The sequence below is a fragment of the Microbacterium sp. S308A+ genome (assembly GCF_049800815.1).
In the GTDB taxonomy this organism is placed as follows: Bacteria; Actinomycetota; Actinomycetes; order Actinomycetales; family Microbacteriaceae; genus Microbacterium.
Map to the genome: position 1 here is coordinate 37,046 of NZ_JBNAFT010000003.1, position 20,825 is coordinate 57,870.

The 20,825-nt window shown below is 69.4% G+C and carries 22 protein-coding genes and 1 tRNA gene; 17 read left to right on the forward strand and 6 right to left on the reverse strand.

The window, feature by feature from the left end:
- The first annotated feature begins 61 nt into the window (after positions 1–61).
- From ACP15J_RS09695 to ACP15J_RS09720, 6 genes are all read left to right on the forward strand, one after another.
- Complete coding sequence (locus tag ACP15J_RS09695; RefSeq protein WP_424936792.1) at positions 62–811, forward strand: ThuA domain-containing protein; 750 nt, start codon at positions 62–64, stop codon at positions 809–811.
- Entirely contained in the window at positions 808–1,800 is a 993-nt protein-coding gene (locus ACP15J_RS09700; RefSeq protein ID WP_424936793.1) for a Gfo/Idh/MocA family protein, read from the forward strand. Before ACP15J_RS09695 ends, ACP15J_RS09700 begins: the two co-directional genes overlap by 4 nt.
- A gap of 32 nt (positions 1,801–1,832) precedes the next feature.
- Positions 1,833–2,729 (forward strand): carbohydrate ABC transporter permease, encoded by an 897-nt coding sequence (locus ACP15J_RS09705; protein WP_424936794.1) that lies wholly within the window; start codon positions 1,833–1,835, stop codon positions 2,727–2,729.
- Positions 2,726–3,559 carry a carbohydrate ABC transporter permease gene (locus tag ACP15J_RS09710; protein WP_424936795.1) on the forward strand — a complete coding sequence of 278 codons (834 nt, stop codon included), beginning with the start codon at positions 2,726–2,728 and terminating at the stop codon, positions 3,557–3,559. The genes ACP15J_RS09705 and ACP15J_RS09710 overlap by 4 nt, the downstream gene beginning before the upstream one ends.
- A 41-nt stretch (positions 3,560–3,600) precedes the next feature.
- On the forward strand, positions 3,601–4,839 hold the full coding sequence (locus ACP15J_RS09715) for a sugar ABC transporter substrate-binding protein (RefSeq protein ID WP_424936796.1): 1,239 nt from the start codon (positions 3,601–3,603) through the stop codon (positions 4,837–4,839).
- Positions 4,840–5,041: 202 nt separating this feature from the next.
- Positions 5,042–5,707, forward strand: coding sequence for an FMN-binding negative transcriptional regulator (locus ACP15J_RS09720; RefSeq protein ID WP_424936797.1), 666 nt, complete (start codon positions 5,042–5,044; stop codon positions 5,705–5,707).
- A gap of 357 nt (positions 5,708–6,064) precedes the next feature.
- Here the strand turns inward: ACP15J_RS09720 and ACP15J_RS09725 are convergent.
- Positions 6,065–6,148 (reverse strand) — tRNA-Leu (locus ACP15J_RS09725).
- A gap of 328 nt (positions 6,149–6,476) precedes the next feature.
- On the opposite strand from ACP15J_RS09725, the gene ACP15J_RS09730 reads away from it, so the two are divergent.
- Genes ACP15J_RS09730 through pknB form a run of 7 tightly spaced genes read left to right on the forward strand, consistent with a single transcriptional unit; the run spans position 6,477 to position 15,293 of the window.
- Positions 6,477–7,196, forward strand: coding sequence for an FhaA domain-containing protein (locus tag ACP15J_RS09730; protein WP_424937083.1), 720 nt, complete (start codon positions 6,477–6,479; stop codon positions 7,194–7,196).
- On the forward strand, positions 7,193–7,708 hold the full coding sequence (locus tag ACP15J_RS09735) for an FHA domain-containing protein FhaB/FipA (protein WP_424936798.1): 516 nt from the start codon (positions 7,193–7,195) through the stop codon (positions 7,706–7,708). The genes ACP15J_RS09730 and ACP15J_RS09735 overlap by 4 nt, the downstream gene beginning before the upstream one ends.
- Before the next feature lie 7 nt (positions 7,709–7,715).
- Positions 7,716–8,957: a PP2C family protein-serine/threonine phosphatase gene (locus ACP15J_RS09740; RefSeq protein WP_424936799.1), complete on the forward strand. Its 1,242-nt coding sequence runs from the start codon at positions 7,716–7,718 to the stop codon at positions 8,955–8,957.
- Positions 8,954–10,339, forward strand: a complete 1,386-nt coding sequence (locus ACP15J_RS09745; protein ID WP_424936800.1) for an FtsW/RodA/SpoVE family cell cycle protein — start codon at positions 8,954–8,956, stop codon at positions 10,337–10,339. The genes ACP15J_RS09740 and ACP15J_RS09745 overlap by 4 nt, the downstream gene beginning before the upstream one ends.
- The gene (locus tag ACP15J_RS09750; protein WP_424936801.1) at positions 10,336–11,796 is read left to right on the forward strand and encodes a peptidoglycan D,D-transpeptidase FtsI family protein; all 1,461 of its coding nucleotides are present in this window, start codon (positions 10,336–10,338) and stop codon (positions 11,794–11,796) included. Before ACP15J_RS09745 ends, ACP15J_RS09750 begins: the two co-directional genes overlap by 4 nt.
- Positions 11,793–13,529 (forward strand): serine/threonine-protein kinase, encoded by a 1,737-nt coding sequence (locus ACP15J_RS09755; protein ID WP_424936802.1) that lies wholly within the window; start codon positions 11,793–11,795, stop codon positions 13,527–13,529. The genes ACP15J_RS09750 and ACP15J_RS09755 overlap by 4 nt, the downstream gene beginning before the upstream one ends.
- A gap of 51 nt (positions 13,530–13,580) precedes the next feature.
- Positions 13,581–15,293 (forward strand): Stk1 family PASTA domain-containing Ser/Thr kinase, encoded by a 1,713-nt coding sequence (gene pknB, locus ACP15J_RS09760; RefSeq protein ID WP_424936803.1) that lies wholly within the window; start codon positions 13,581–13,583, stop codon positions 15,291–15,293.
- A 57-nt stretch (positions 15,294–15,350) separates the two neighbouring features.
- Here pknB and ACP15J_RS09765 read toward each other — a convergent pair whose 3' ends face one another.
- Both ACP15J_RS09765 and ACP15J_RS09770 read right to left on the reverse strand, forming a co-directional pair.
- Entirely contained in the window at positions 15,351–15,521 is a 171-nt protein-coding gene (locus tag ACP15J_RS09765; RefSeq protein ID WP_197220132.1) for a hypothetical protein, read from the reverse strand.
- Positions 15,521–16,297: a class E sortase gene (locus tag ACP15J_RS09770; protein ID WP_206702608.1), complete on the reverse strand. Its 777-nt coding sequence runs from the start codon at positions 16,295–16,297 to the stop codon at positions 15,521–15,523. Before ACP15J_RS09770 ends, ACP15J_RS09765 begins: the two co-directional genes overlap by 1 nt.
- Positions 16,298–16,376: 79 nt before the next feature.
- On the opposite strand from ACP15J_RS09770, the gene ACP15J_RS09775 reads away from it, so the two are divergent.
- Complete coding sequence (locus tag ACP15J_RS09775; RefSeq protein ID WP_197220135.1) at positions 16,377–16,616, forward strand: cell division protein CrgA; 240 nt, start codon at positions 16,377–16,379, stop codon at positions 16,614–16,616.
- 478 nt (positions 16,617–17,094) lie between these two features.
- Here the strand turns inward: ACP15J_RS09775 and ACP15J_RS09780 are convergent, their stop codons facing one another.
- Positions 17,095–18,000 (reverse strand): rhomboid family intramembrane serine protease, encoded by a 906-nt coding sequence (locus ACP15J_RS09780; protein ID WP_424936804.1) that lies wholly within the window; start codon positions 17,998–18,000, stop codon positions 17,095–17,097.
- 63 nt (positions 18,001–18,063) lie between these two features.
- Positions 18,064–18,621 (reverse strand): peptidylprolyl isomerase, encoded by a 558-nt coding sequence (locus ACP15J_RS09785; RefSeq protein WP_424936805.1) that lies wholly within the window; start codon positions 18,619–18,621, stop codon positions 18,064–18,066.
- Positions 18,622–18,731: 110 nt separating this feature from the next.
- Here ACP15J_RS09785 and ACP15J_RS09790 point away from each other — a divergent pair, with 110 nt between their 5' ends.
- Positions 18,732–19,241 (forward strand): DNA helicase, encoded by a 510-nt coding sequence (locus ACP15J_RS09790; RefSeq protein ID WP_424980941.1) that lies wholly within the window; start codon positions 18,732–18,734, stop codon positions 19,239–19,241.
- The gene (locus ACP15J_RS09795; protein ID WP_424936807.1) at positions 19,238–19,720 is read left to right on the forward strand and encodes an aminoacyl-tRNA deacylase; all 483 of its coding nucleotides are present in this window, start codon (positions 19,238–19,240) and stop codon (positions 19,718–19,720) included. Before ACP15J_RS09790 ends, ACP15J_RS09795 begins: the two co-directional genes overlap by 4 nt.
- 53 nt (positions 19,721–19,773) lie before the next feature.
- Here ACP15J_RS09795 and ACP15J_RS09800 read toward each other — a convergent pair whose 3' ends face one another.
- Positions 19,774–20,205 (reverse strand): NUDIX hydrolase, encoded by a 432-nt coding sequence (locus ACP15J_RS09800; RefSeq protein WP_424980927.1) that lies wholly within the window; start codon positions 20,203–20,205, stop codon positions 19,774–19,776.
- A gap of 158 nt (positions 20,206–20,363) precedes the next feature.
- Between ACP15J_RS09800 and ACP15J_RS09805 the strand changes: the two genes are divergently transcribed.
- Positions 20,364–20,822 (forward strand): hypothetical protein, encoded by a 459-nt coding sequence (locus ACP15J_RS09805; RefSeq protein ID WP_424936808.1) that lies wholly within the window; start codon positions 20,364–20,366, stop codon positions 20,820–20,822.
- Positions 20,823–20,825 lie beyond the last annotated feature (3 nt).

Genomic DNA, 20,825 nt, shown 5'->3' on the forward strand with positions numbered 1-20,825 from the left:
AATACTCCTCATCTGTATAGCATCGCCGGTGTCAGCGACGACAGGAGCAACGAGGCAACCCATGAACGTGACCATCTGGAACGAGTACTACGAGGAGCTCGTCTACCCGAGCGTCTCGGCGCACTACCCCGACGGGATCCACGTGGTCCTGGCCGAGGCGCTGCGCGAGGGCGGCGAGGACGTCTCCGTGCGCACCGCCCTGCAGCAGGAGCCGGAGCACGGGCTGACGCAGAGCCTGCTCGACGACACCGACGTGCTGCTGTGGTGGTCGCACCTGAAGGACGACGACGTCGACGACGAGATCGTCGAACGCGTCGCGCGCCGGGTGGACGAGGGGATGGGTCTGGTGATCCTCCACTCCGCGATCGGCTCGAAGGTCGCCCGCCGTGTGCTCGGGACCTCGTGCCGCGGCACCGGATGGCGCCACGGCGACGCGGAGCTGATGTGGACGATCGCACCCGCGCACCCGATCTGCCACGGCCTGCCGCACCCGATCTCCGTGCCCGAGGGCGAGATGTACGGCGAGCCGCTCGACATCCCGACTCCCGAGGACGTCGTGTACCTCACCTCCTACGCCGGCGGCGAGGTTCTCCGGAGCGTCGTCACGTGGCGACGCGGGGCGGGACGGGTCGTCTTCGTCGCGCCGGGACACGAGGAGTCCCCCATCTATCGCCAGGCGGAGATCCGTCTGCTGTTGCGCAACGCGACCGCGTGGGCGGGGCGTCAGGACGTCCCCGGAGCGCCGGTCGCGCTGCCCGAGCGCTCCGGCGAATGGCCACGGAACTGGTGGAAAGGCGAGGTGACGGCGTGACCGCTCTCATCCAGATCGGTCTCGGTCCCTGGGGCCGCGACTGGGCGACGACGATCCTTCCGCAGCTCGCCGACGCCGAGATGGTCGGCTGGGTGGACCCCGACGCGAGGGCGCGCGCCGACTTCATCGCAAGCGCCGGGGTTCCCCCCGAGACCGTGTTCGGATCGATCGGCGAGGCGGTGGCCGCCACCGGCGCCGTCGCCGCGATCGCCCCCGTGGCCATCCCCGCCCATGAGGCCGTCGTGCGCGAGTGCCTGGCCCAGGGCCTGCACACGCTCATCGAGAAGCCGTTCTCGGAGCGGTCCGACGTCGCGCGCGAGCTCGCGGCGGAGGCCGCGCAGAAAGGCCTCGTCCTCGCGGTGGACCAGAACTACCGGCTCTTCCCCGGAGCCGTGGCGATGCGGCGGCTGCTCGCCGACGGCGTCGTCGGCTCCCGTCGGCACATCACGCTCACCTGGCACCGCGAGCACGGAGGCGTGCGGGCGAGCGATCCGCTCGTCGAGCTCGCCGTGCACCACTTCGACCTCATGCGCTATCTGCTCGCGGACGAGGCGTCAGCCATCACGGTGGTCCCGATCGGCATCGGCGACGGAGCGGGCCTGCGCGTGGTGGTGGAGTTCGCCGGCGGAGACGTCGTGGACTACGCGCTCACGAGCTCCGGCCCCGCGCCGGCCACCCCCTGGACCGGCTGCTGGGAGATCGTCGGCGACGACGGCGTGCTGCGCTGGGGCCAGGAGCGCGCGGACGGCGGCGAGCCGGACCCGCACCGGGTCTCGTTCCAGCCGCGGGGCGCGGAGCCGGAAGACGTGGACGTGCCCGCCCTCCCGCTCTTCGAGCGCGCGGGAGTCCTCCGTTCCTTCCTCGACGCGATCGTCGGCGGTGGCCGGCCCACCTCCCCCGCCGACGACAACGCACGGACCATCGCGATCCTCGAGGCCGCCGTCGCGTCGCGCGCACGGCGCACCAGGGCGGAGGTCTCGCGGTGGTGACTGCCGTCGCTCCCGTCCGGGGCTCCCGAGGGATGACGGGGGGCCGCCGTCAGGCGAGCCTCTTCGGCCGTCGTTCGCTGCTGTTCCTCATCCCGGGGGCCGTGTATCTCGCGGTGCTCTCGCTGTACCCCCTGCTCGACCTCGCGCGCATGGCGTTCTCGGACGTCAACGCGGGGAACATCCTCGGCGAGCGCCCGTGGAACGGACTCGAGAACGCCAGGATGGTGCTCGCGGACCCGACCTTCGGCACGGTCGTGGTGCAGACCCTCGTGCTCGTTGCGATCGTCCTCGTCATCGGCATGGCGGGCGGTTTCCTCGCCGCCCTGGCGATCCGCCCTCGGACCCTGCTCTCCTCGATCACGCTCGGCTTCATGGTGTTCGTATGGACGTTGCCGAGCGTCGTCGTCGGCAACCTGTGGAAGTTCCTCCTCGAGTCCGGCGGTCCGATCAACAGCCTGCTGCTGGCCGTCCACATCGTCGACCGCCCCGTTCCCTGGCTGTCGCAGAACGGCCTGGCGCTCGTCGTGCTCGCCGTCGTGAACGCCTGGATGGTGGTGCCGTTCTGCGCGCTGGTCATGCGCGCCGCGCTCCTGGACATCCCGGACGAGCTGCTGGAGGCCGCGGCGCTCGACGGCGCCAGCGGCTGGAAGCTCACCCGTTTCATCGTCCTGCCGCTGCTGCGCCCCGTTCTCGCGATCCTCGCCGTCCTGGTGATCATCAACGCGTTCCGCTCGTTCGACCTCATCTTCGTGATGACCAGCGGAGGACCGGGCAAGGCCACCACCACGCTGCCGTTCCTGGCCTACCAGCAGGCGTTCACGTTCTTCCAGTTCGGTCAGGGCGCGTTCACGGCGACCCTGGCCCTGGCGATCGTGCTCGTCTTCGGTCTCGCCTACATCCGGATGAACCGGAAGGAGAGCGCATCGTGAGCCGCATCGCCATCCGCGGGAACCGCGCCACCCCGGCGACCGTCGTCGGCAGCGTCCTCCTGCTGCTCGTCTACGCACTGCCGCTGTACTGGCTCGTCGCGACGTCGCTCAAGGATCTCGATGACGTCTTCGCCGACTCCGCGTCGCTGTTCTTCGTCCCGACGGTCCAGGCGTACATCGACGTGTGGAACGGCGGGTTCGTGAACTCCGCGACGAACTCGCTCATCATCGCTGTGCTCACGACGGTCATCGTCCTCGTCATCGGGGTCCCGACCGCATACGGGCTGGCGCGGGCGAACGGGCTCGTGGTGTCGATCGCGCTCGGCCTGCTCATGGTGCTGCAGATGGTGCCGTCGACCTCCAGCCTGATCCCGCTGTACCGTCTCCTCGCCCAGTCGAACCTGACGGGGACGTTCCTGGGCGTGGCCATCGCGAGCGCCGCAGCGACCCTGCCGTTCGCCGTGCTGCTCCTGCGGCCGTTCTTCACCGCCGTCCCTGTGGCGATCGAGGAGGCCGCGGCGATCGACGGGGCAGGACGGATGCAGCGTTTCTTCCTCATCGTGCTGCCCATCTGCCGCAACGGCATCGCCACCGTCGGGACGCTCGCGTTCATCGGTGCCTGGGGCGAGTTCCTGTTCGCGATCACCTTCCTCACCGATCCGGCGCAGTACCCGGTGAGCGCGCTGCTGGCGCAGCAGGTGTCGACCTACGGCATCAACTGGCCCGGCCTCATGGCCGTCTCGGTCTTCGTCTCCATCCCGACGGTCCTGATCTTCCTGTTCGGCCAGCGGATGCTGGTCGGCGGGATCACGATGGGCAGCGTCCGCTGACCCATGCCCTCCCCCTCACACACAGATACCCGGAGCACAGCATGAAACGAATCGCAGAGAGGCACCGCAGAGTCGCGGGCGCACTCGCCCTGGCCACGGCGGCGGCATTGGCGCTGTCCGGCTGCGGCGGCGGGGCGTCCCCGGCACAGGGCGGCGCCGACGTCACCTTCTGGCACTACTACGCGCAGGGCATCCCCGCGACGAAGAAGTACACGGCCGATCTGAAGAGCATCTACGCCGACGAGACGGAGAAGCAGCTGGACGCGGTGTTCGTCCCCTCCGACCAGCTGACCCAGAAGGTCATCGCCTCGGCGGGGAGCAAGCAGGGTCCTGACGTGTTCGTGCAGGGCGGATCGGACCTGCTCCAGCTCGCCGAGGCCGGCGCGATCGCCGACTTCACCACCGAGTTCGAGGCCTTCCCCGACAAGGACCAGATCCCCGACACCGCGGTGATCAGGGTCGACGGCAAGGTGTACGGGGTCCAGGGCTTCGCCAACACGTTCGCCCTCTGGTACAACAAGGACATCCTCGACGAGTTCGGGATCGCTCCGCCCACGACCATGGACGCCCTGGGCGACGCCCTGGCGAAGATCGGCAACAAGTACGTCGGCTTCGCCCTCCCGGGGCAGGGCAACCAGGACGGCTCCGCCTTCTCCTTCATCACCGCGTACGGATTCGACTACGCCAAGCCGGACGCCGCCGCGCTGGAGCAGTCGTTCGCGAAGGTCGCCGACTGGTCCGAGAAGGGCTACATCCCGCGCGACGCGGCGACCTGGACCGGCGACGTGGCGTTCCAGAAGTTCACCGCGGGCGGAGTGGCCTTCGTCCTCGGCGGCAACTGGCAGTACGGGAACGCGAAGAGCGCGGCGAAGTTCGCCTACGGCGCGATCCCCGTGCCGGACGCCACCCACAAGGCGCAGGTCTACATGCTCGGCGACAACGTCCACATGGGCGCGTTCACCAAGGACAAGAAGGCGAGCTTCGACGCGATCGCCGCGATGTTCCTCAGCAAGGACGGTGAGCTCGCCGCTCTCGAGGCCGGCAGCATGCCGCTGCGAAAGGACCTGGCGGACACCCCCGGCCTCCAGGACCCGATCTACTCGCAGTTCAAGAAGGCGCTGGAGAACGGCCAGCCCTACCTGCTGCCCGGGTTCGGCACGGAGCTGACCGAGATGCGCACCGCCGTCGGCCAGGCGTGGAGCGCGGTGATCGCCGGCCAGGCGAGCCCGAAGGACGCGGCGACCTCGGCGGTCGAGACGATCAAGCGTCTGGAGAAGTAGCACCGGCAGCCCGTCCGCGACGGAACCCCGACCCCGCGGACGAGCACGAACGGCCGGCAGGGACTCCCCTGCCGGCCCTTCCCGTGTGAGACCGCGGGAACAGATCCACCGTTCGCACCTCGCTAGGCTGTAGACAGCGATCCGGCCCCGCGAGTCCGGATCGCGCGCACTCCGCTCCGAGCGCCGGAAGGCGGGTCTGTCGATGGTCTACCTGCCCGGGCACTTCGCGAGCGACGACCAGGAGCAGCTCGACGCACTCGTCGCCGCTCATCCGCTCGCGACCCTCGTGACGCACGGTCCCGCGGGGATCGCCGTGAACCACATTCCCCTGTTGCTGCTGCCCGCCTCGGCATCGGAGGGTCACGTGCTCGTCGGTCACGTAGCCCGTGCCAACGATCTGTGGCGAGAGGGGTTCCACGACGGCGAGACGATCGCCGTCTTCCAGGGACCGGACGCCTACATCAGCCCGAGCTGGTACCCGACCAAGCAGCGGACGCACGAGGTCGTCCCGACGTGGAACTACGCGGTGGTGCACGCGCGCGGGCGACTCGTCGTCCATGACGACCCCAAGTGGGTCCGCGGCGTCGTCGCCCGGCTCACCCAGGCGATGGAGGCCACCATGCCCCAGCCCTGGAAGGTCGGCGACGCCCCTCCGGCCTTCGTGGAGCGCAGCATCTCGAACATCGTGGGGATCGAGCTGCCGGTCGAGCGCTGGGTCGGCAAGGTCAAGATGGGCCAGAACAAGCCGACCGAGGATCGGCTCGCCGCCGCGGACGCGCTGGAGGGCACAGGGTCGGCAGCTGCACGCGCGGTGGCCGCCCTGATGAAGGCTCCCCCGACGCCGAGCGACGGATCGGCCTCCGACTGACCGACGACGTCGAACGCCCTCTTCCCACGGAGGAGGAAGATCCCCGGTTCCCCGGGTCGTGGCTCTTTGTCTCGACGGTCTCGCCGGTGACGGCGAAGGCGATGACCACGCGGGGACGGAACCCGATCGTCCGCAAACCCGAACGCAAGTCATCTCGCTCCCGATGCACACGGCCAGGTGCGCGCGCATGTCCTCCGAGCTGATCGCCTGCGACGGGTCAGCCCGCAACTCGTCAGACGAGGCAACGACCTCCGAGCGCAGCCAGGTCAGTGACGCTGAGCACATATCTCAGCACATGAGACGAAAAGACCCCCGACCCAGAGAATTAATCCCGAGTCAGGGGCCCTTTCGTTCGCGTGCGCGAGGGGGGACTTGAACCCCCACGCCCTTGCGGGCACTGGCACCTGAAGCCAGCGCGTCTACCTATTCCGCCACTCGCGCATGCCGGCCCCGAAGAGCCAACCTCCCGAGAATATCACGTCCGGACTCCGCGTCCCGTCCGTCTCACGGCCGGGACGCCGCCCGCGAGACGACAGGCGATGTCCCCAGAACAGGAGGGAACATCCGGGAATCCCCCGATCCCGGAATCGCCTGTTCTGGGGACATCAGTGGGAGACGACTCCGCCCCGCGCCACCGCCTGGCACCGGGACCAGGCCCAGCGCATGGTGCGCAGCACCCCCACCTCTTCACACGAAGAGGCCGGTCAAGGGGTTCATTCAGGCCGGGTGACTACGATGGCCGTACCGATCGGTGAGCCTTGGGAGCCCAGTGGGACTACTAGACAGCTTTGAGAAGGGTTTGGAACGCGCCGTCAACAGCGCGTTCGCCAAGACCTTCCGCAGCGGCATCCAGCCTGTGGAGATCGCCTCGGCCCTGCGCCGGGAGGTCGACACGAAGGCGGCCGTCGTCAGCCGGGATCGGATCATCGCGCCCAGCACGTTCCTCGTACGCCTGAGCGCCGAGGACGCCACGACCATGAAAGGACTGGGCGGCGCGCTCACCGACGAGCTGCACTCCCTCCTCACCGAGCACGCCCGCGCACAGGGCTACAGCTTCGCCGGTCCTCTCTCCATCACCCTCGAAGCGGACGAGAAGGTCGCCACCGGCACCGTACGCGTCGAGTCCGGATCGGCCGACAGCAGGGTCGACTGGCAGGCCGTCGTCGACGTCGCCGGTCGCCGGCACGTCCTCACCCGCGCCCGCACGGTGATCGGCCGCGGCAGCGATGCCGACATCACGATCGACGATGCCGGGTCCAGCCGCAAGCACGTCGAGGTCCTCTGGGACGGCGAGCGCGCCATGCTCCGCGACCTGGGCTCCACCAACGGCACCAAGGTCGACGGCGTCAAGGTGCGCGAGGCGCCCCTTCCCGGCGAGACGGTGATCACGATCGGCCGGACCGACCTCGTGTTCCGCGTCGTCCCCGCCGCCTCTCGTCCCTCCCGTGGCGACGAGGCCGCCACTCGCATCTTCGGAGCGATGCCGTGAGCGAGCTGACCCTTCTCCTGCTGCGCATCGGGTTCCTGGTGCTGCTGTGGTTCTTCGTGTTCGCGGTGGTGTACTCGCTCCGCGCCGACCTCTTCGGCGTGCGGGTGCGGAAGATGCCCGCCGAGGCCGCCCCCGTCCCCGCGACTCCCGCCGCGCCGGCCAGACCCGCCGCACCGGCGTCCGGCAAGCCCGCGAAACCCGGCGGGCCCGCGACCTCGTCGACCGTCACGAAGCTCGTGATCACGTCCGGTCCGAAGGCCGGGCTGGAGCTCCCACTGGGCAACGAGCCCATGACGATCGGCCGATCCAGCGAGTCGGGCCTCGTCATCCGCGACGACTACACCTCCAGCCACCACGCACGGCTGCTGCTCTGGGGCGAGAACTGGATGATCCAGGACATGGACTCCACCAACGGCACGTTCCTCGGCGGCGAGCGTGTCGGCGCGCCGGTCCAGATCCCCATCGGCACTCCCATCAAGGTCGGGGCCACGACTTTCGAGCTGCGGGCATAACGGCGGCATGGTCTTCGAGGGCTCGAGCGCCGCGATCTCCCACACCGGGAAGGTCCGCTCCAACAACCAGGACTCCGGCTATGCCGGGTCGAACCTGTTCGTCGTCGCCGACGGCATGGGCGGGCACGCCGGGGGCGACGTCGCGTCGAGCATCGCTGTCCACCGCCTGGAGCGACTGGACCAGGCGTACTCCTCCACCATGGACGCAGAGGCGTCACTCCAGGCCGCCGCCACCACCACGGCCGGCGACCTGATCCGAGCGGCCAAGGAGCGGCCGGAGCTCGCCGGGCTCGGCACGACCCTCAGCGCGATCATCATGGTCGACGACTACGCCGTCATCGGCCACATCGGCGACTCGCGCATCTATCTCTATCGCGAGGGCACGCTGACCCAGATCACCGCGGATCACACGTTCGTGCAGAAGCTGGTCGACTCCGGCCGCATCACGCCGGAGGAGGCTCGCTATCATCCGCGACGCTCCGTCCTCATGCGCGTGCTGAGCGACATGGACGCCGATCCCGAGCTCGACATGTTCGTCATGCCGACGCAGCCGGGGGATCGCTGGGTGCTGTGCTCGGACGGGCTGTCCGGCGTGGTGGACGAGCTGCACATGACCAAGGTCCTGCGCCTCGGCATGGCGCCGGGCCGCACCGCCGACGGCCTGCTCAAGCTCGCGCTCGACGGCGGCGCCCCCGACAACGTGACGATCGTGATCGTCGACGTCGGCGGGCAGCACCCGCTCATGTCCGGGACGCCGACGATCGTCGGCTCGGCGTCCAACCCGCAGGGCATCGTCGTCCCTGCCGCCCGCCCGGCCCGCCCCAGCTGGCTGCACCCCGTGCGCCAGGCGGCGAACGAGCCCACGCACTTCGAACCGGCCGCCGACTACCTCGAGGAGCTCATCGAAGAGGACAGGCGCCGTGCGCGCCGCCGCCGTGTGGGCTGGTTCGCCGGCCTGGTGGCGGTCATCGCACTGCTCGCCGCGGCCCTGCTCGGCGGCTACGCGTGGACGCAGACGCGGTACTACGTCGGCTCGGACTCCAACTCGGTCGTCATCTACCGCGGCATCCAGCAGGACATCGGCCCGATCTCGCTCTCCAGCGTGCACGAGGACACGGGGATCCTCTTGAAAGAGCTGCCCAGCTTCGACCGCTCTCGCGTGGACGCCACGATCACCGCCCGCTCCCTCGAGGACGCCCAGCAGATCGTCGACCGCCTGCGCGAGTCCGCGAAGGAGGGCAGGCCATGAGCACCGACGTCTCCGCCGACACCAGCGTCCTCCGCGCCCTCCGCAAGATCAGGGGTCCGCAGACCCAGCGCAACCGGGAGCTCTGGCTGCTGATCTTCGCCGTGCTCGTCTCGGGCAGCGCGATCACGCTCGTGCAGCTCGGCGCGCTGGGACGGATCGACCCGATGATCCTCTTCATCGGCGGGGGCCTTGCCGTCCTCGCGCTCGCGCTGCACATCGTCCTGCGGTTCGTCGCCTCGGCCGCCGATCCGTTCGTCCTCCCGATCGCGACGCTGCTCACCGGGCTCGGGATCGCGATGATCTACCGGATCGACATCGCGCGAGAGGACAGCGGCTGGGCCGCGTTCTCCACCAAGCAACTCGCCTGGACCGCCATCTCGCTGGCCGGGGCGATCGCGCTGATCGTGCTGCTGCGCAACTACCGTGTGCTGTACCGGTTCACCTACCTCTCCGGCCTGGCCGGGATCCTGCTGCTCCTGCTGCCGTTCGTCCCCGGTCTCAAGGCGACGGGGTCGAACGCCGACGTCTGGGTCTCCATCGGCGGCGTCTTCGCCTTCCAGCCCGGCGAGCTCGCCAAGATCTGCCTCGCGGTCTTCTTCGCCGGCTACCTCGTGCGCACCCGCGAGAGCCTCTCTTCCGTCGGCAAGAGGTTCCTGGGCATCACCTGGCCGCGCATGCGCGAGCTCGGGCCCGTGATGGTGGTCTGGGTGGTCTCCCTCGGCATCATCGTCACGCAGCGCGATCTCGGTACGGGGATGCTGATCTTCGGCATGTTCATCGTGATGCTGTACGTCGCCACCGGCAAGACGAGCTGGGTGCTCATCGGCCTGGTGATGGTCGTGATCGGGATCGGGATCGCGACCCAGGTCCTCAGCTACGTGCAGGGACGATTCCTCAGCTGGCTGGACGCCTTCTCGCAGGAGCTCATCGACACCCCCGGCGGCAGCTACCAGCTGGTCCAGGGCATCTTCGGCCTCGCGCACGGCGGGCTCATCGGCACCGGCCTCGGCCAGGGGCGCCCGCAGCTGACCCCGCTGGCCGAGAGCGACTACATCATCCCCAGCCTCGGCGAGGAGCTGGGTCTCATCGGCCTCTTCGCGATCCTCTGCCTCTACATGGTGTTCGTGAGCCGCGGCCTGCGCATCGGACTGGCAGGACAGGACGACTTCGGCAAGCTTCTCGCGACCGGGCTCTCGGTCACGATCGCGCTCCAGGTGTTCATCATGGTCGGCGGGGTCACGCGCGTGATCCCCCTCACCGGCCTCACGACGCCGTTCCTCGCCGCGGGCGGATCCTCGCTCGTGGCCAACTGGCTCATCGTGGCCCTGCTGCTGCGCATCTCGGACGGCGTGCGCCGTCAACCACGGGTGGTGATCGGATGACCAAGGAACTCCGCCGGATCAGCATTCTCCTGCTCGCGATGTTCCTGTCGCTGTTCGTGGCGGTGAGCTGGATCCAGGTCGTCGACGCGGAGAAGCTCGCCCAGAACGACAACAACAGGCGCACGCGACTGGACAGCTACGAGATCCAGCGCGGCTCCATCCTCGTCGGCGGCACGCAGATCGCCTCGTCCGTGCCTTCCTCGGACAGCTTCTCCTTCCAGCGCATCTACACCGACCCCGCCCTCTGGGGCCCCGTCACCGGCTACTACAATCCCGCTCTCGGCAGCAGCACGGGGATCGAGCGCGCGCTGAACAGCGAGCTCTCCGGCACCGGAGGAACGCAGTTCTTCGCGACGATCGAGCGGATCATCTCCGGGCAGCCTCAGCGGGGCGCGAATGTGGTGCTGAGCCTCAACCCGGCCGTGCAGAAGGCAGCCTACGACGCGCTGCAGGGATATCAGGGCGCGGTCGTCGCGATCGAGCCCAAGACCGGGCGGATCCTCGCGATGGTGTCGACGCCCGGCTACGACACGAACACCCTCGCGGTGCACGACGCGGACGCCGCGACGGAGGCCTACGACACGCTCCTCGATGCGCCGGGCAAGCCTCTGTTCAACCGCGCGATCGGCGGCGACCTCAACCCTCCGGGATCGACCTTCAAGATCGTCACGGTCGCGGCCGCGCTGCAGTCGGGCAAGTACACGCTCCAGTCGGCCTTCCCGAACCCGGCCGCCTACACGCTCCCCGGGACGACCACCGCCGTGCACAACGCCTGGGGCGGCGCCTGCGGCCCCGGCGACACGGTCACGCTCGCCGAAGCGCTGCGACTGAGCTGCAACATCCCGATGGCCGAGCTCGCCGCCGAGCTCGGCAGCGACACGATCCGGCAGGCCGCGGAGAGGTTCGGCTTCGGCCAGTCCTTCTCCCTGCCGCTGGAATCGACCCCGTCGACCTACCCCAAGGGCACGCTCAGCCCCGACAAGGCCGCGCTCACCGGCTTCGGCCAGGGCGACGTGCGAGCGACCCCGCTGGAGATGGCGATGGTCTCGGCCGGACTCGCGAACGGCGGCGTCGTGATGAAGCCACGGATGGTCGACAACATCCTCGGCGACGACCTGTCGGTACTCAAGGCCTATGAGAACACCGAGTTCGGTCGCGCGATGAGCGCGCAGGACGCCGCGGCGATCAGCCAGGTGCTCGTGTCCGGCGTCCAGAACGGCGCAGCGCAGGGTGCAAGAATAGACGGAGTCGACGTCGCCGGGAAGACCGGCACGGCCGAGAACGGTGACACCAGGCCCTACACGCTGTGGTTCACCGGGTTCGCGCCGGCGGCGAACCCGGAGGTCGCCGTGGCCGTCGTCGTCGAGGACGGCGGTGGTCAGGGTCAATCCGGATCCGGTGACGGGATCGCGTCACCGATTGCGAAGAAGGTCATAGAGGCGGTGCTGAACAGATGAGGCCGACGCAGGGAGTGTCGTTCGGTGGTCGCTACGAGCTGCAGTCGCGGATCGCGATCGGCGGCATGGGCGAGGTGTGGGAGGCGACCGATCACGTCATCGGACGAACGGTCGCGATCAAGATCCTCAAGGACGAGTACATGGGAGACCCGGGCTTCCTGGAGCGCTTCCGCGCCGAGGCCCGTCACGCCGCGCTCGTCAACCACGAGGGCATCGCGAGCGTCTTCGACTACGGCGAGGAGAACGGCTCCGCCTACCTCGTCATGGAGCTCGTTCCCGGCGAGGCCCTCTCGACCATCCTCGAACGCGACGGCTCGCTGAGCGCCGACAAGACCCTCGACATCGTCGCCCAGACCGCGTCGGCGCTGCAGGCCGCACACGCCGCAGGCCTCGTGCACCGCGACATCAAGCCGGGCAACCTGCTGATCACGCCGGACGGCCGGGTGAAGATCACCGACTTCGGTATCGCCCGCATCGCCGACCAGGTCCCGCTGACGGCGACCGGCCAGGTCATGGGCACCGTGCAGTACCTCTCGCCCGAGCAGGCGTCGGGGCACGCGGCCTCCCCCGCCACCGACATCTACTCCCTCGGCATCGTGGCGTACGAGTCCCTCGCGGGCAAGCGTCCCTTCACGGGCGAGTCGCAGGTCGCGATCGCCATGGCTCAGATCAACGAGCAGCCTCCGCCGCTGCCCGCGACCGTGCCCGTCCCGGTGCAGAACCTGGTCATGGCGATGATCGCGAAGAAGCCGGCCGACCGCCCCACCTCGGCGGCCACGGTCGCCCGCGCCGCACAGGCGCTGCGCCGTGGAGACCTGAACTCCGCCGCCATCGCGGTCCCGGCCATCGCGGCGGTAGCCGGGGCGGCCGCCGCCGGCGACGCGATGACGCAGCTCCTGGGTGCCACGGCCACCGAGGGGGCGACGCGGATCCTCCCCACCACCGCACAGCTCCCTGCGGGTGCGCCGGCTGAGGAGGAGAAGAAAAAGAAGAAGCGGAGTCCGTGGACGTGGCCGCTCATCGCGCTCATCGCGTTGCTGGCGATCGTCCTCGGCGGCACCGTCCTCGCGCTCATGAACCAGGGCGGCGAGCCGAAGCCCGTGGAGACGTCGACGACCCCGTCGACCAAGCCGACGCCGTCCGACACACCGACGCCCACGCCCACCGCACCCGCTCGGGTGAACGTCAACGACCTCGGGCTCGTGGGACTCACCTGTGAGCAGGCGAGCATCAAGGCGAAGGCCGCGGGGCTCGACGTCAGCTGCACGACCGGCGATGCCGCGCCGAGCGACGACGAGGTGGGCAAGGTCTACAACGTCCAGCCCACCGGCACGGTCGAGAAGGGCGCGATCCTCGCCCTCTCCGCCTACGGCGAGCGCACCTCGGTGGGCGCACCGACCTCGGCGCCCACCCTGAGCGGGTCCGCTCTGGCAGGCAAGGAGGTCACCCTGAGCTGGCAGGCCTACGTCTGCCCGAGCGGCACGGGCAACGTCTCCGACTACACCGTGACGATCGGCGGCGCCACCTTCGGCGACGGCAGTCAGACCAAGACGTTCGGCGCCGGCCAGACCAGCACGCCGATCATCGTGGCCGAGCTCGTCGGGCAGCAGGTGACGGCGAGCTACACCGCGACCTGCGGCGACCGCGCAACCGGGGTCTCCCCGCAGATGTCGGTGACGATCCAGCAGGCCGGACCGACTCCGTTGCCGACCGGCGGGAACGGGAACGGCTAGGAGCCGACCACCGGAAGACCACTCTTCGTCAACACCAGGGGGACTGTCGCTTTGTCCACGCAGCAGCGCGTGATCTCGGATCGCTACCGCGTCGATGAGCCCATCGGCAGAGGCGGGATGGCCCAGGTCTACCGGGGGTACGACCTCACCCTGGGCCGTGTCGTGGCCATCAAGATCCTGGATCGCGAGCTGGCGCGGGACACCGCCTTCCGCACCCGGTTCCGGATGGAGGCCCAGGCGGCCTCGCGCATGGCGCATCCCTCGATCGTGCGGGTCTTCGACGCGGGCGAGGACACCTCCGCCGAGTCGGGAGGGAGCGCGAGCGAGCCGGTCCCTTACATCGTGATGGAGCTCGTCGAGGGCGAGCTCCTGAAGAGCCTGATCGCGCGAGGGCCCATCCCGACGACGGACGCCCTGCGCTACGCGGACGGCGTGCTGGAGGCCCTGGAGTTCTCCCACCGCGCCGGGGTCGTGCACCGCGACATCAAGCCAGGCAACGTCATGATCACCTCCTCCGGCGCGGTCAAGGTGATGGACTTCGGGATCGCCCGCGCGGTCTCGGACTCGTCCTCCACCGTGGCCGAGACGACGCAGATCATCGGCACCGCCGCCTATTTCTCCCCCGAGCAGGCAAAGGGCGAGCAGGTCGACGCCAGGACCGACATCTACTCCGCGGGCGTGGTGCTCTACGAGATGCTCACCGGGCGCCAGCCGTTCCGGGGCGACTCCCCCGTCGCCGTCGCGTACCAGCACGTGAGCGAGGCGCCGGTCCCGCCCAGCGAGACCGGTGTGATCGCCGCCGACTCGGAGGACGTCAGGGCCATCGAGCCCGTCGTGCTCCGGGCGATGGCGAAGGACCCGTTCCAGCGGTTCCCGGATGCGGCGAGCTTCCGCGCGGCGCTCACGGAGGCCGCGACGGGCGAGGCCCCGTCCAAAAAGCAGCTGGGCGCCCTCACGAGCGAGTTGTACGGACCGAGCCCCCGGCAGGCCGCCGAGACGGCCCGCACCCTGCGTCAGCTGAGCAGCGACACCACGATGACGCGCACGCAGTCGGGTCCTCCCGTCGCCTGGATCTGGGCCGGCGTCGCCCTGCTCGCGGTCCTGCTCGCCTCGGTGATGATCTGGGTCGTGGCGATGCGCGGGGTCCAGGAGACCCCTGCCAGCACGCTGAAGGTGCCGAATCTCACCGACATGACGTATGACAGGGCCGAGTCGACGCTGCAGGACCTTGGCCTCACCGCGACCCGTGTCGACCAGTCCAACGCCGACGTGGCGGCGGGCAACGTGTTCCGCAGCGACCCGGTCGCCGGCACCGAGGTCGAGGCCGGGCGGAGCGTGAGCCTGTACGTCTCCACGGGGGCGCAGATGGCGAAGGTCCCCCCTCTCGTCGGACTCAGCGAGACCGCCGCGCGCGACGCCCTCCAGAAGGCCGGGCTCGCCGTCGGCACGGTCTTGCACCACAACGACCCGCAGGCCGCGAAGGGCACGGTGCTCGAGGCGAGCACGGCCGCCGACACCGAGGTGACGCCGGGGACGGTCGTGAACCTGGTGGTCGCGAGCGGCGTGGTCACCCTCAAAGACCTCACCGGCTGGACCGTGGACGCCGCGGTCGAGTCGTTGAAGGAGATCGGCCTCACCGGGCACCCTGTGGAGAACCCCGCGTGCAAGTCGACGGGACAGCAGGTCGTGAGCACGATGTCGGCCGCGCCCGGCGACGTGCCCATCGGATCGACGGTGGACCTCAGCTACTGCACCGGGAAGTGACCCTCACGGGCCGCTCCTCCCCCGGACGACGCCCGCCGGGACCTGTCGGCGACGGGCTCAGGACGAGGGCGGGTTCTCGATCGTCACGTCGCCAGGCGCGATGATCGGGCTCACCCAGGGGAAGAAATAGAAGAAGAGACCGTAGAGCACCGCCGCGAGCAGGACGAGCAGGATGAGCAGCCGGACCCACCAGGGGCCGGGGAGGATGCGCCAGAACGCCGCGTACATCAGAGTCCGCCTTCCGTCAGCTCCGCCGGGGCGCCGTTGGCGCGCGGCTGGAACCGGTCGAACACGCCGTATGCGACGATCCGCTCGGCCAGGGAGTACAGGGGGGAGCAGGCGGTCAGGGTGATGTACTTCCCGCCGTCCTGTGCGCCCGGGGCCTCGGGCACGGGATCGAGCACGGACACCCGATCCGGCGTCACGTACTCGAGCGTCCGGAATCGGTAGACGTACCAGCCGTCGCGCGTCTCGATCACGATCGGATCGTTCAGACGCAGCTGGTCGACCTGGTTGAGCGGCTTGCCCCAGGTGGTGCGGTGGCCCGCGACCGAGAAGTTGCCGACCTGACCCGGCATCCCCGACTGGGGGTACACGCCGATCCATCCGTTGTCGAGGGTGACAGGCCGCGTCACCCCGCCCGCGATCGTCCGGTTGTAGTCGGCACCGAAACGGGGGATGATCATCTGCGCGAAATACTCCCCGTCCGCGGGAGCTTTCAGGAGCGGCGCCTCGTACTCGGGGGCGTCACCGGACGAGTCCGGCAGTAGGGCAGGAGGAGCAGGCGGCGGCTCCTTCGCCCATTCCTGGCTGACCTCGTTGCCCTTCGCGTCGCCCTCCGCGGCCATGATCCAGTCGCCGACCCACATCTGCCAGGCGACGAAAAGCAGCACGAGCACCCCGGCGGTGAGGAGGAGCTCTCCCAGCACGCCGGTCACGGTGATCCGAGGCCGCGGGCGTCGACGCGCAGCCCGACGCGAGGGGCTGTGCACGGTGTGGGTCATGCCGTGATCCTACCCACCCCGCATGAACGCCGTCCCCGGCCTCTCATGGACGCCGTCCCCGGCCGCTACACTGGTCGGCATGGCACGTTCCGGTAAGAGCGAAGAACCCGTCGTCGAGAGGGTCGAGGGCGAGGCCGCGCCGAACGCGGCGTGGTTCAAGCCCGTCATGGTGGGTTTCATGCTGCTCGGCCTCGTGTGGATCCTCGTGTACTACATCAGCGGGCAGGCTTACCCGATTCCCGGTCTCGGCGCGTGGAACCTCCTCATCGGCCTGGGCATCGCGCTCATCGGCTTCCTCATGACCACACGCTGGCGCTGACGAGCCGAAGAGATCGAGACGCCTCCGCGGATGCGGGGGCGTTTTCGTGTCGCCCACGCAGGAATTACACGGCTGTAATTCTCCCCAGCTGTGGACATGCCTGTGGATAACCTCCGCCGCGCCGGTGCTTCTGCCGGTCGATGAGGTGTGGGACCCGGTTCATTCGTCTGATCTTTTCGGTGGCTCAGCCGCATCCTCTCCCGCCTGAGCGCCTTCCGTGTCCGTCCGGTCCTGGACCGGGGGCTGATGCCGGAGGTAGGCGCGATCGCGATTCGGGTTCCCTGCCTCGGAAGGCACGACATCCGGCTCTTGCTCTTCGCTCTCTGATCGCCGCGGGTCGGACATGGCGGCTCCTCTCGCTCCCCTGTCTGACACCGCAGCGAACCATCCTCGGGCGCTCCGCGGGAGGGGGTTGACAGCGCGCGGAGGAGGGATCAGACCGTGTCTGGCCCCGGCCGGGAACCGCTCGTATCGGCGGTTAGCGCCCTCCGCCGCCGGTGACGATCAGCGGAGGGATGAAAGCCACGATCACGAGCAGCGCGACGACGACAGCGACGAGCAGGACGATCTGCAGGACGCGCTGGCTCGGCCGGCGAGTGCGGGTGTAGATGAACCCGATGAGAGCGCCCACGAGCGCGCCGCCCACGTGCGCCTGCCAGGCGATCCCCCCTCCGATACCGGGCAGGAAGCCGATCACGAGGTTGATGCCGAGCACCACCAGGATCCCGGTGACGTTGGCGCCCAGATGCCGGCCGACGACGAACAGGGCCGTCATGAGCCCGAAGACCGCCCCGGACGCTCCGACGGTCGAGGTGCCTGGCGCGATCACGGCGACGGCGACAGAGCCCGCCAGCGCGCTGATGACGTAGAGAGCGACGAACCGCCAGCGGCCGAGAACGGGCTCGAGGCTGCGTCCGATCATCCACAGCGCCAGCATGTTGAGTCCGAGGTGGATGAAACCGCCGTGCACGAGCGCCGCGGTCAGCAGGCGCCAGGGCTGGAAGGGGAGCCCGCTGAGGTCGGGATAGAGATAAGCCGCCGCGAACAGCAGCTGGCCGGTGATCGCGTCCCCGATCCCGGGGAGCATCTGCAGCAGGCTGATCACCGCGGTCACCGCCATGATCGCGTACGTCGCGAGCGGGCGGGTGTCGGAGGCCACCGCGGCAGGCCCGCCGTCCCATCGCCGGCGTGCGCGGCGCTGTGCCGGCGACTCCGCCTTGCGCTGGTCGCGCAGGCATTCCGGGCAGATCACTCCGACCGGAGCCTGGGTCTGGCATTCCGGGCAGATCGTGCGCATGCAGCGCTGGCACAGGACGAAGCTCTGCCGATCCGGGTGCCGGTAGCAGTAGTTGTCGCGGTTGGCGGCGAACTCCGGTGTGGTCATGGGCGCGCACCGCCCTCCGCCGGGGCGATCGCCCCGGCGCGCGGGCGGGCGCTCATCCGCATGTCAGGAGGCGACGACGTCGACCGAGTGCAGCACGACCGGCTCGATCGGCCGGTCGCCGGCGGCGGTGGGAACGGCGGCGATCGCGTCGACGACCTGCTTCGACGCGTCGTCTGCCACCTCGCCGAAGATCGTGTGCTTGCCCTGCAGCCACGGGGTGGGGTCGGTGGTGATGAAGAACTGGGAGCCGTTGGTCCCCTCGACCTCGCCGGTGATGGCATTGCGGCGAAGACCGGCGTTGGCCATCGCCAGCTTGTAGGGCGCATTGAAGTCGAGCTCGCCATGGATCTCGTCGTTGAAGGTGTAACCCGGCCCGCCGACACCCTGGCCGAGGGGGTCGCCGCCCTGGATCATGAAGTTCGGGATGATGCGGTGGAAGATCACGTCGCTGTAGAGCGGGCCCTCGCCGGGCTTGCCCGTGGCGGGGTCGGTCCACTCGCCGGTGCCGTCGGCGAGGCCGACGAAGTTCTTCACGGTCCGCGGCGCGTGATCGCCGAAGAGGTTGACGACGATGTCGCCGTGGTTGGTGTGGAACGTCGCGACATGAGTGGCGTGAGGCATGACACCATTCTCGCAGAGCTTCCGATGAGTTCTCGGCGAACTCGACGGTTTCTCGGGCTCGGTCTGGCAAGATGGGGGATCCGAACCCCATTCTCGACTGGGAGGGCATCGTGGGCCTCAGCCGCAAGCGCAAAAAGGAACTCCACCGTCTGCAGAGCGACGCGACCAAGCTGTGGGAAGCGCAGCAGGTCCTGGTCGGCGACGCCGCGACCGTGGCCCGTGAGGCCGGTCGCCAGCTCGGCAACTTCAATCGGGAACAGGTCATCCCGACCGTGCAGAACGTCTACGAGAACCGTGTCGTCCCCGCCGTCGACCGGGGTGTGAAGTTCTCGAAGCACATCGTCGACGACCGTGTGGTCCCCGCCGTCGGCGGCGCCATCGGCACCGCCCTGACGGCGTGGGACATCGCCAACGCCAAGCGCAACGGCCGCGGTCGCGCCAACACCGTGCAGTTGGTCGCCGCCGCGCCGGAGAAGAAGCGGCGCGGCGTGGGCACGGTGATCGCCATCGTGCTCGGCGTCGGTGCAGCGGTCGGCGTGCTCTTCGCCGCCTGGCAGACGCTTCGTGCCGACGACGAGCTGTGGGTCGCGGACGACCCGCTGAGCGCCCCCGAGGCGTGACCGCCTCCGCACCCGTTCCGCACGATCGGGTGCGGAACGCCGCAACGGCGCGCGGGCTCGACATCGAGATCCGCGAGCGACCCGTGGCACGCAGCCTCGTCGAGGCCGCGGAGATCCTCGGCGTACCGCCGTCCGGCATCGTCAAGACGCTCGTCGTGAAGCGCTCTGACGACACCTTCCTCTTCGCGCTCGTGCCGGGCGGTCGCAAGATCTCCTGGCCCAAGCTCCGTGCCGTCGTCGGGGTCAACCGCCTGAAGCTGCCCGATCCCGAGGTCGCGCTGGCGGCGACCGGATACGAACGAGGGACGATCGTCCCGATCGGGAGCACGGGCGACTGGCCCGTCTTCGCGGACGCGACGATCCGCGGACAACGGATCGCGATGGGCGCAGGGACGCACGGTTACAGCCTCTTCGTCGACGCGGACGCCCTCATCGCGGCGTATGACGCGACCGTCGCCGACATCTCCGAACCCGAGTGACGCAGGCCTGACACCCGGCACCGGTCAGCGATCCGCGTCCGCCCCTGTCGCGCTCAGGCGCGATCGATGCCGGCCATGCCGAGGGCAATGTCGACCAGCTTCACGCGCTGGAGTCTGCCGATCGCCTCGAGATCGAACCATCCGGCCATGTCCGTCGACCCGTTCTTCTCGAAACGAAGCCGGCCGCCGACGATATGCGCCCGGTAGACGATCCGCAGGGTGTGCAGCGGGGACGGAGAGTCCCGGGCGACGCGTTGCCCTGCGGGGATGACGCGGGAGTGGATGCCCAGGAGCTCGTCGAGGACGACCTTGTAGCCCGTCTCCTCCTTGACCTCCCGACGCGCGGCGTCCGCGGGGTCCTCCCCGGCCTCCAGACCGCCGCCAGGCATCGTCCAGGACGCACGGCGACCCTCGGTCCAGCGCGCGAGCAGGACCCGACCGTCATCGTCGGTGATGACCGCATAGGCGGCGACACGCATGTCCACGCGTTCACCCTATCGATCCCCCGCTGTGCGCCGAGCGCATCGGTTCGCCCTTCCTCCGGCGGGCATCGATCAGTTCTGAAGAAGCCGACGGCGCCCTGGCGTTCCTAGGCTGGGCATGCCGTCCCGGGCACGCCGGGTCGCGAAGCCAGGAGGACGCCATGACCAAGGACTCGGACAACGGGCTGAGCGCCGAGGAGCGCGCCGCCGTCAAGGACGCGGTGAAGGAGAAGCGCGCCGCGCGCTCGCGGAAGAAGACAGACCCCGAAGAGGCCCGTCGCGAAGGCGAGGCGGAGGTCCAGGCCAAGATCGCGGAGATGGACGACGCCGACCGCTCTCTCGCTGAGGCCGTGCACCGGCTCGTCGCCGAGAACGCGCCGCACCTCGTCCCCCGCACGTACTACGGCATGCCCGCCTACGCGGACGCCGACGGGAAGATCGTGCTCTTCTTCAAGCCGAAGGCCAAGTTCAAAGTCCGCTACGCGACGGTCGACTTCGAATGGGCGGCGCAGCTCGACGACGGTGCCCTCTGGCCGACGCGCTATGCCGTCATCGCCCTCGGCGAGGGCGAACGGAGCCTCCTCGCCGAACGGATCCGCACGGCCGCCCCGACGCGCTGACCG

Excerpts from the sequence above, each read along its gene's own strand:
- ACP15J_RS09695 (WP_424936792.1), top strand. The coding sequence starts at position 62 with ATGAACGTGACCATCTGGAACGAGTACTACGAGGAGCTCGTCTACCCG.
- ACP15J_RS09705 (WP_424936794.1), top strand. The coding sequence starts at position 1,833 with ATGACGGGGGGCCGCCGTCAGGCGAGCCTCTTCGGCCGTCGTTCGCTG.
- ACP15J_RS09715 (WP_424936796.1), top strand. The coding sequence starts at position 3,601 with ATGAAACGAATCGCAGAGAGGCACCGCAGAGTCGCGGGCGCACTCGCC.
- ACP15J_RS09720 (WP_424936797.1), top strand. The coding sequence starts at position 5,042 with ATGGTCTACCTGCCCGGGCACTTCGCGAGCGACGACCAGGAGCAGCTC.
- ACP15J_RS09740 (WP_424936799.1), top strand. The coding sequence starts at position 7,716 with ATGGTCTTCGAGGGCTCGAGCGCCGCGATCTCCCACACCGGGAAGGTC.
- ACP15J_RS09745 (WP_424936800.1), top strand. The coding sequence starts at position 8,954 with ATGAGCACCGACGTCTCCGCCGACACCAGCGTCCTCCGCGCCCTCCGC.
- ACP15J_RS09750 (WP_424936801.1), top strand. The coding sequence starts at position 10,336 with ATGACCAAGGAACTCCGCCGGATCAGCATTCTCCTGCTCGCGATGTTC.
- ACP15J_RS09755 (WP_424936802.1), top strand. The coding sequence starts at position 11,793 with ATGAGGCCGACGCAGGGAGTGTCGTTCGGTGGTCGCTACGAGCTGCAG.
- ACP15J_RS09765 (WP_197220132.1), bottom strand. The coding sequence starts at position 15,521 with ATGTACGCGGCGTTCTGGCGCATCCTCCCCGGCCCCTGGTGGGTCCGG.
- ACP15J_RS09770 (WP_206702608.1), bottom strand. The coding sequence starts at position 16,297 with ATGACCCACACCGTGCACAGCCCCTCGCGTCGGGCTGCGCGTCGACGC.
- ACP15J_RS09775 (WP_197220135.1), top strand. The coding sequence starts at position 16,377 with ATGGCACGTTCCGGTAAGAGCGAAGAACCCGTCGTCGAGAGGGTCGAG.
- ACP15J_RS09780 (WP_424936804.1), bottom strand. The coding sequence starts at position 18,000 with ATGACCACACCGGAGTTCGCCGCCAACCGCGACAACTACTGCTACCGG.
- ACP15J_RS09785 (WP_424936805.1), bottom strand. The coding sequence starts at position 18,621 with ATGCCTCACGCCACTCATGTCGCGACGTTCCACACCAACCACGGCGAC.
- ACP15J_RS09805 (WP_424936808.1), top strand. The coding sequence starts at position 20,364 with ATGACCAAGGACTCGGACAACGGGCTGAGCGCCGAGGAGCGCGCCGCC.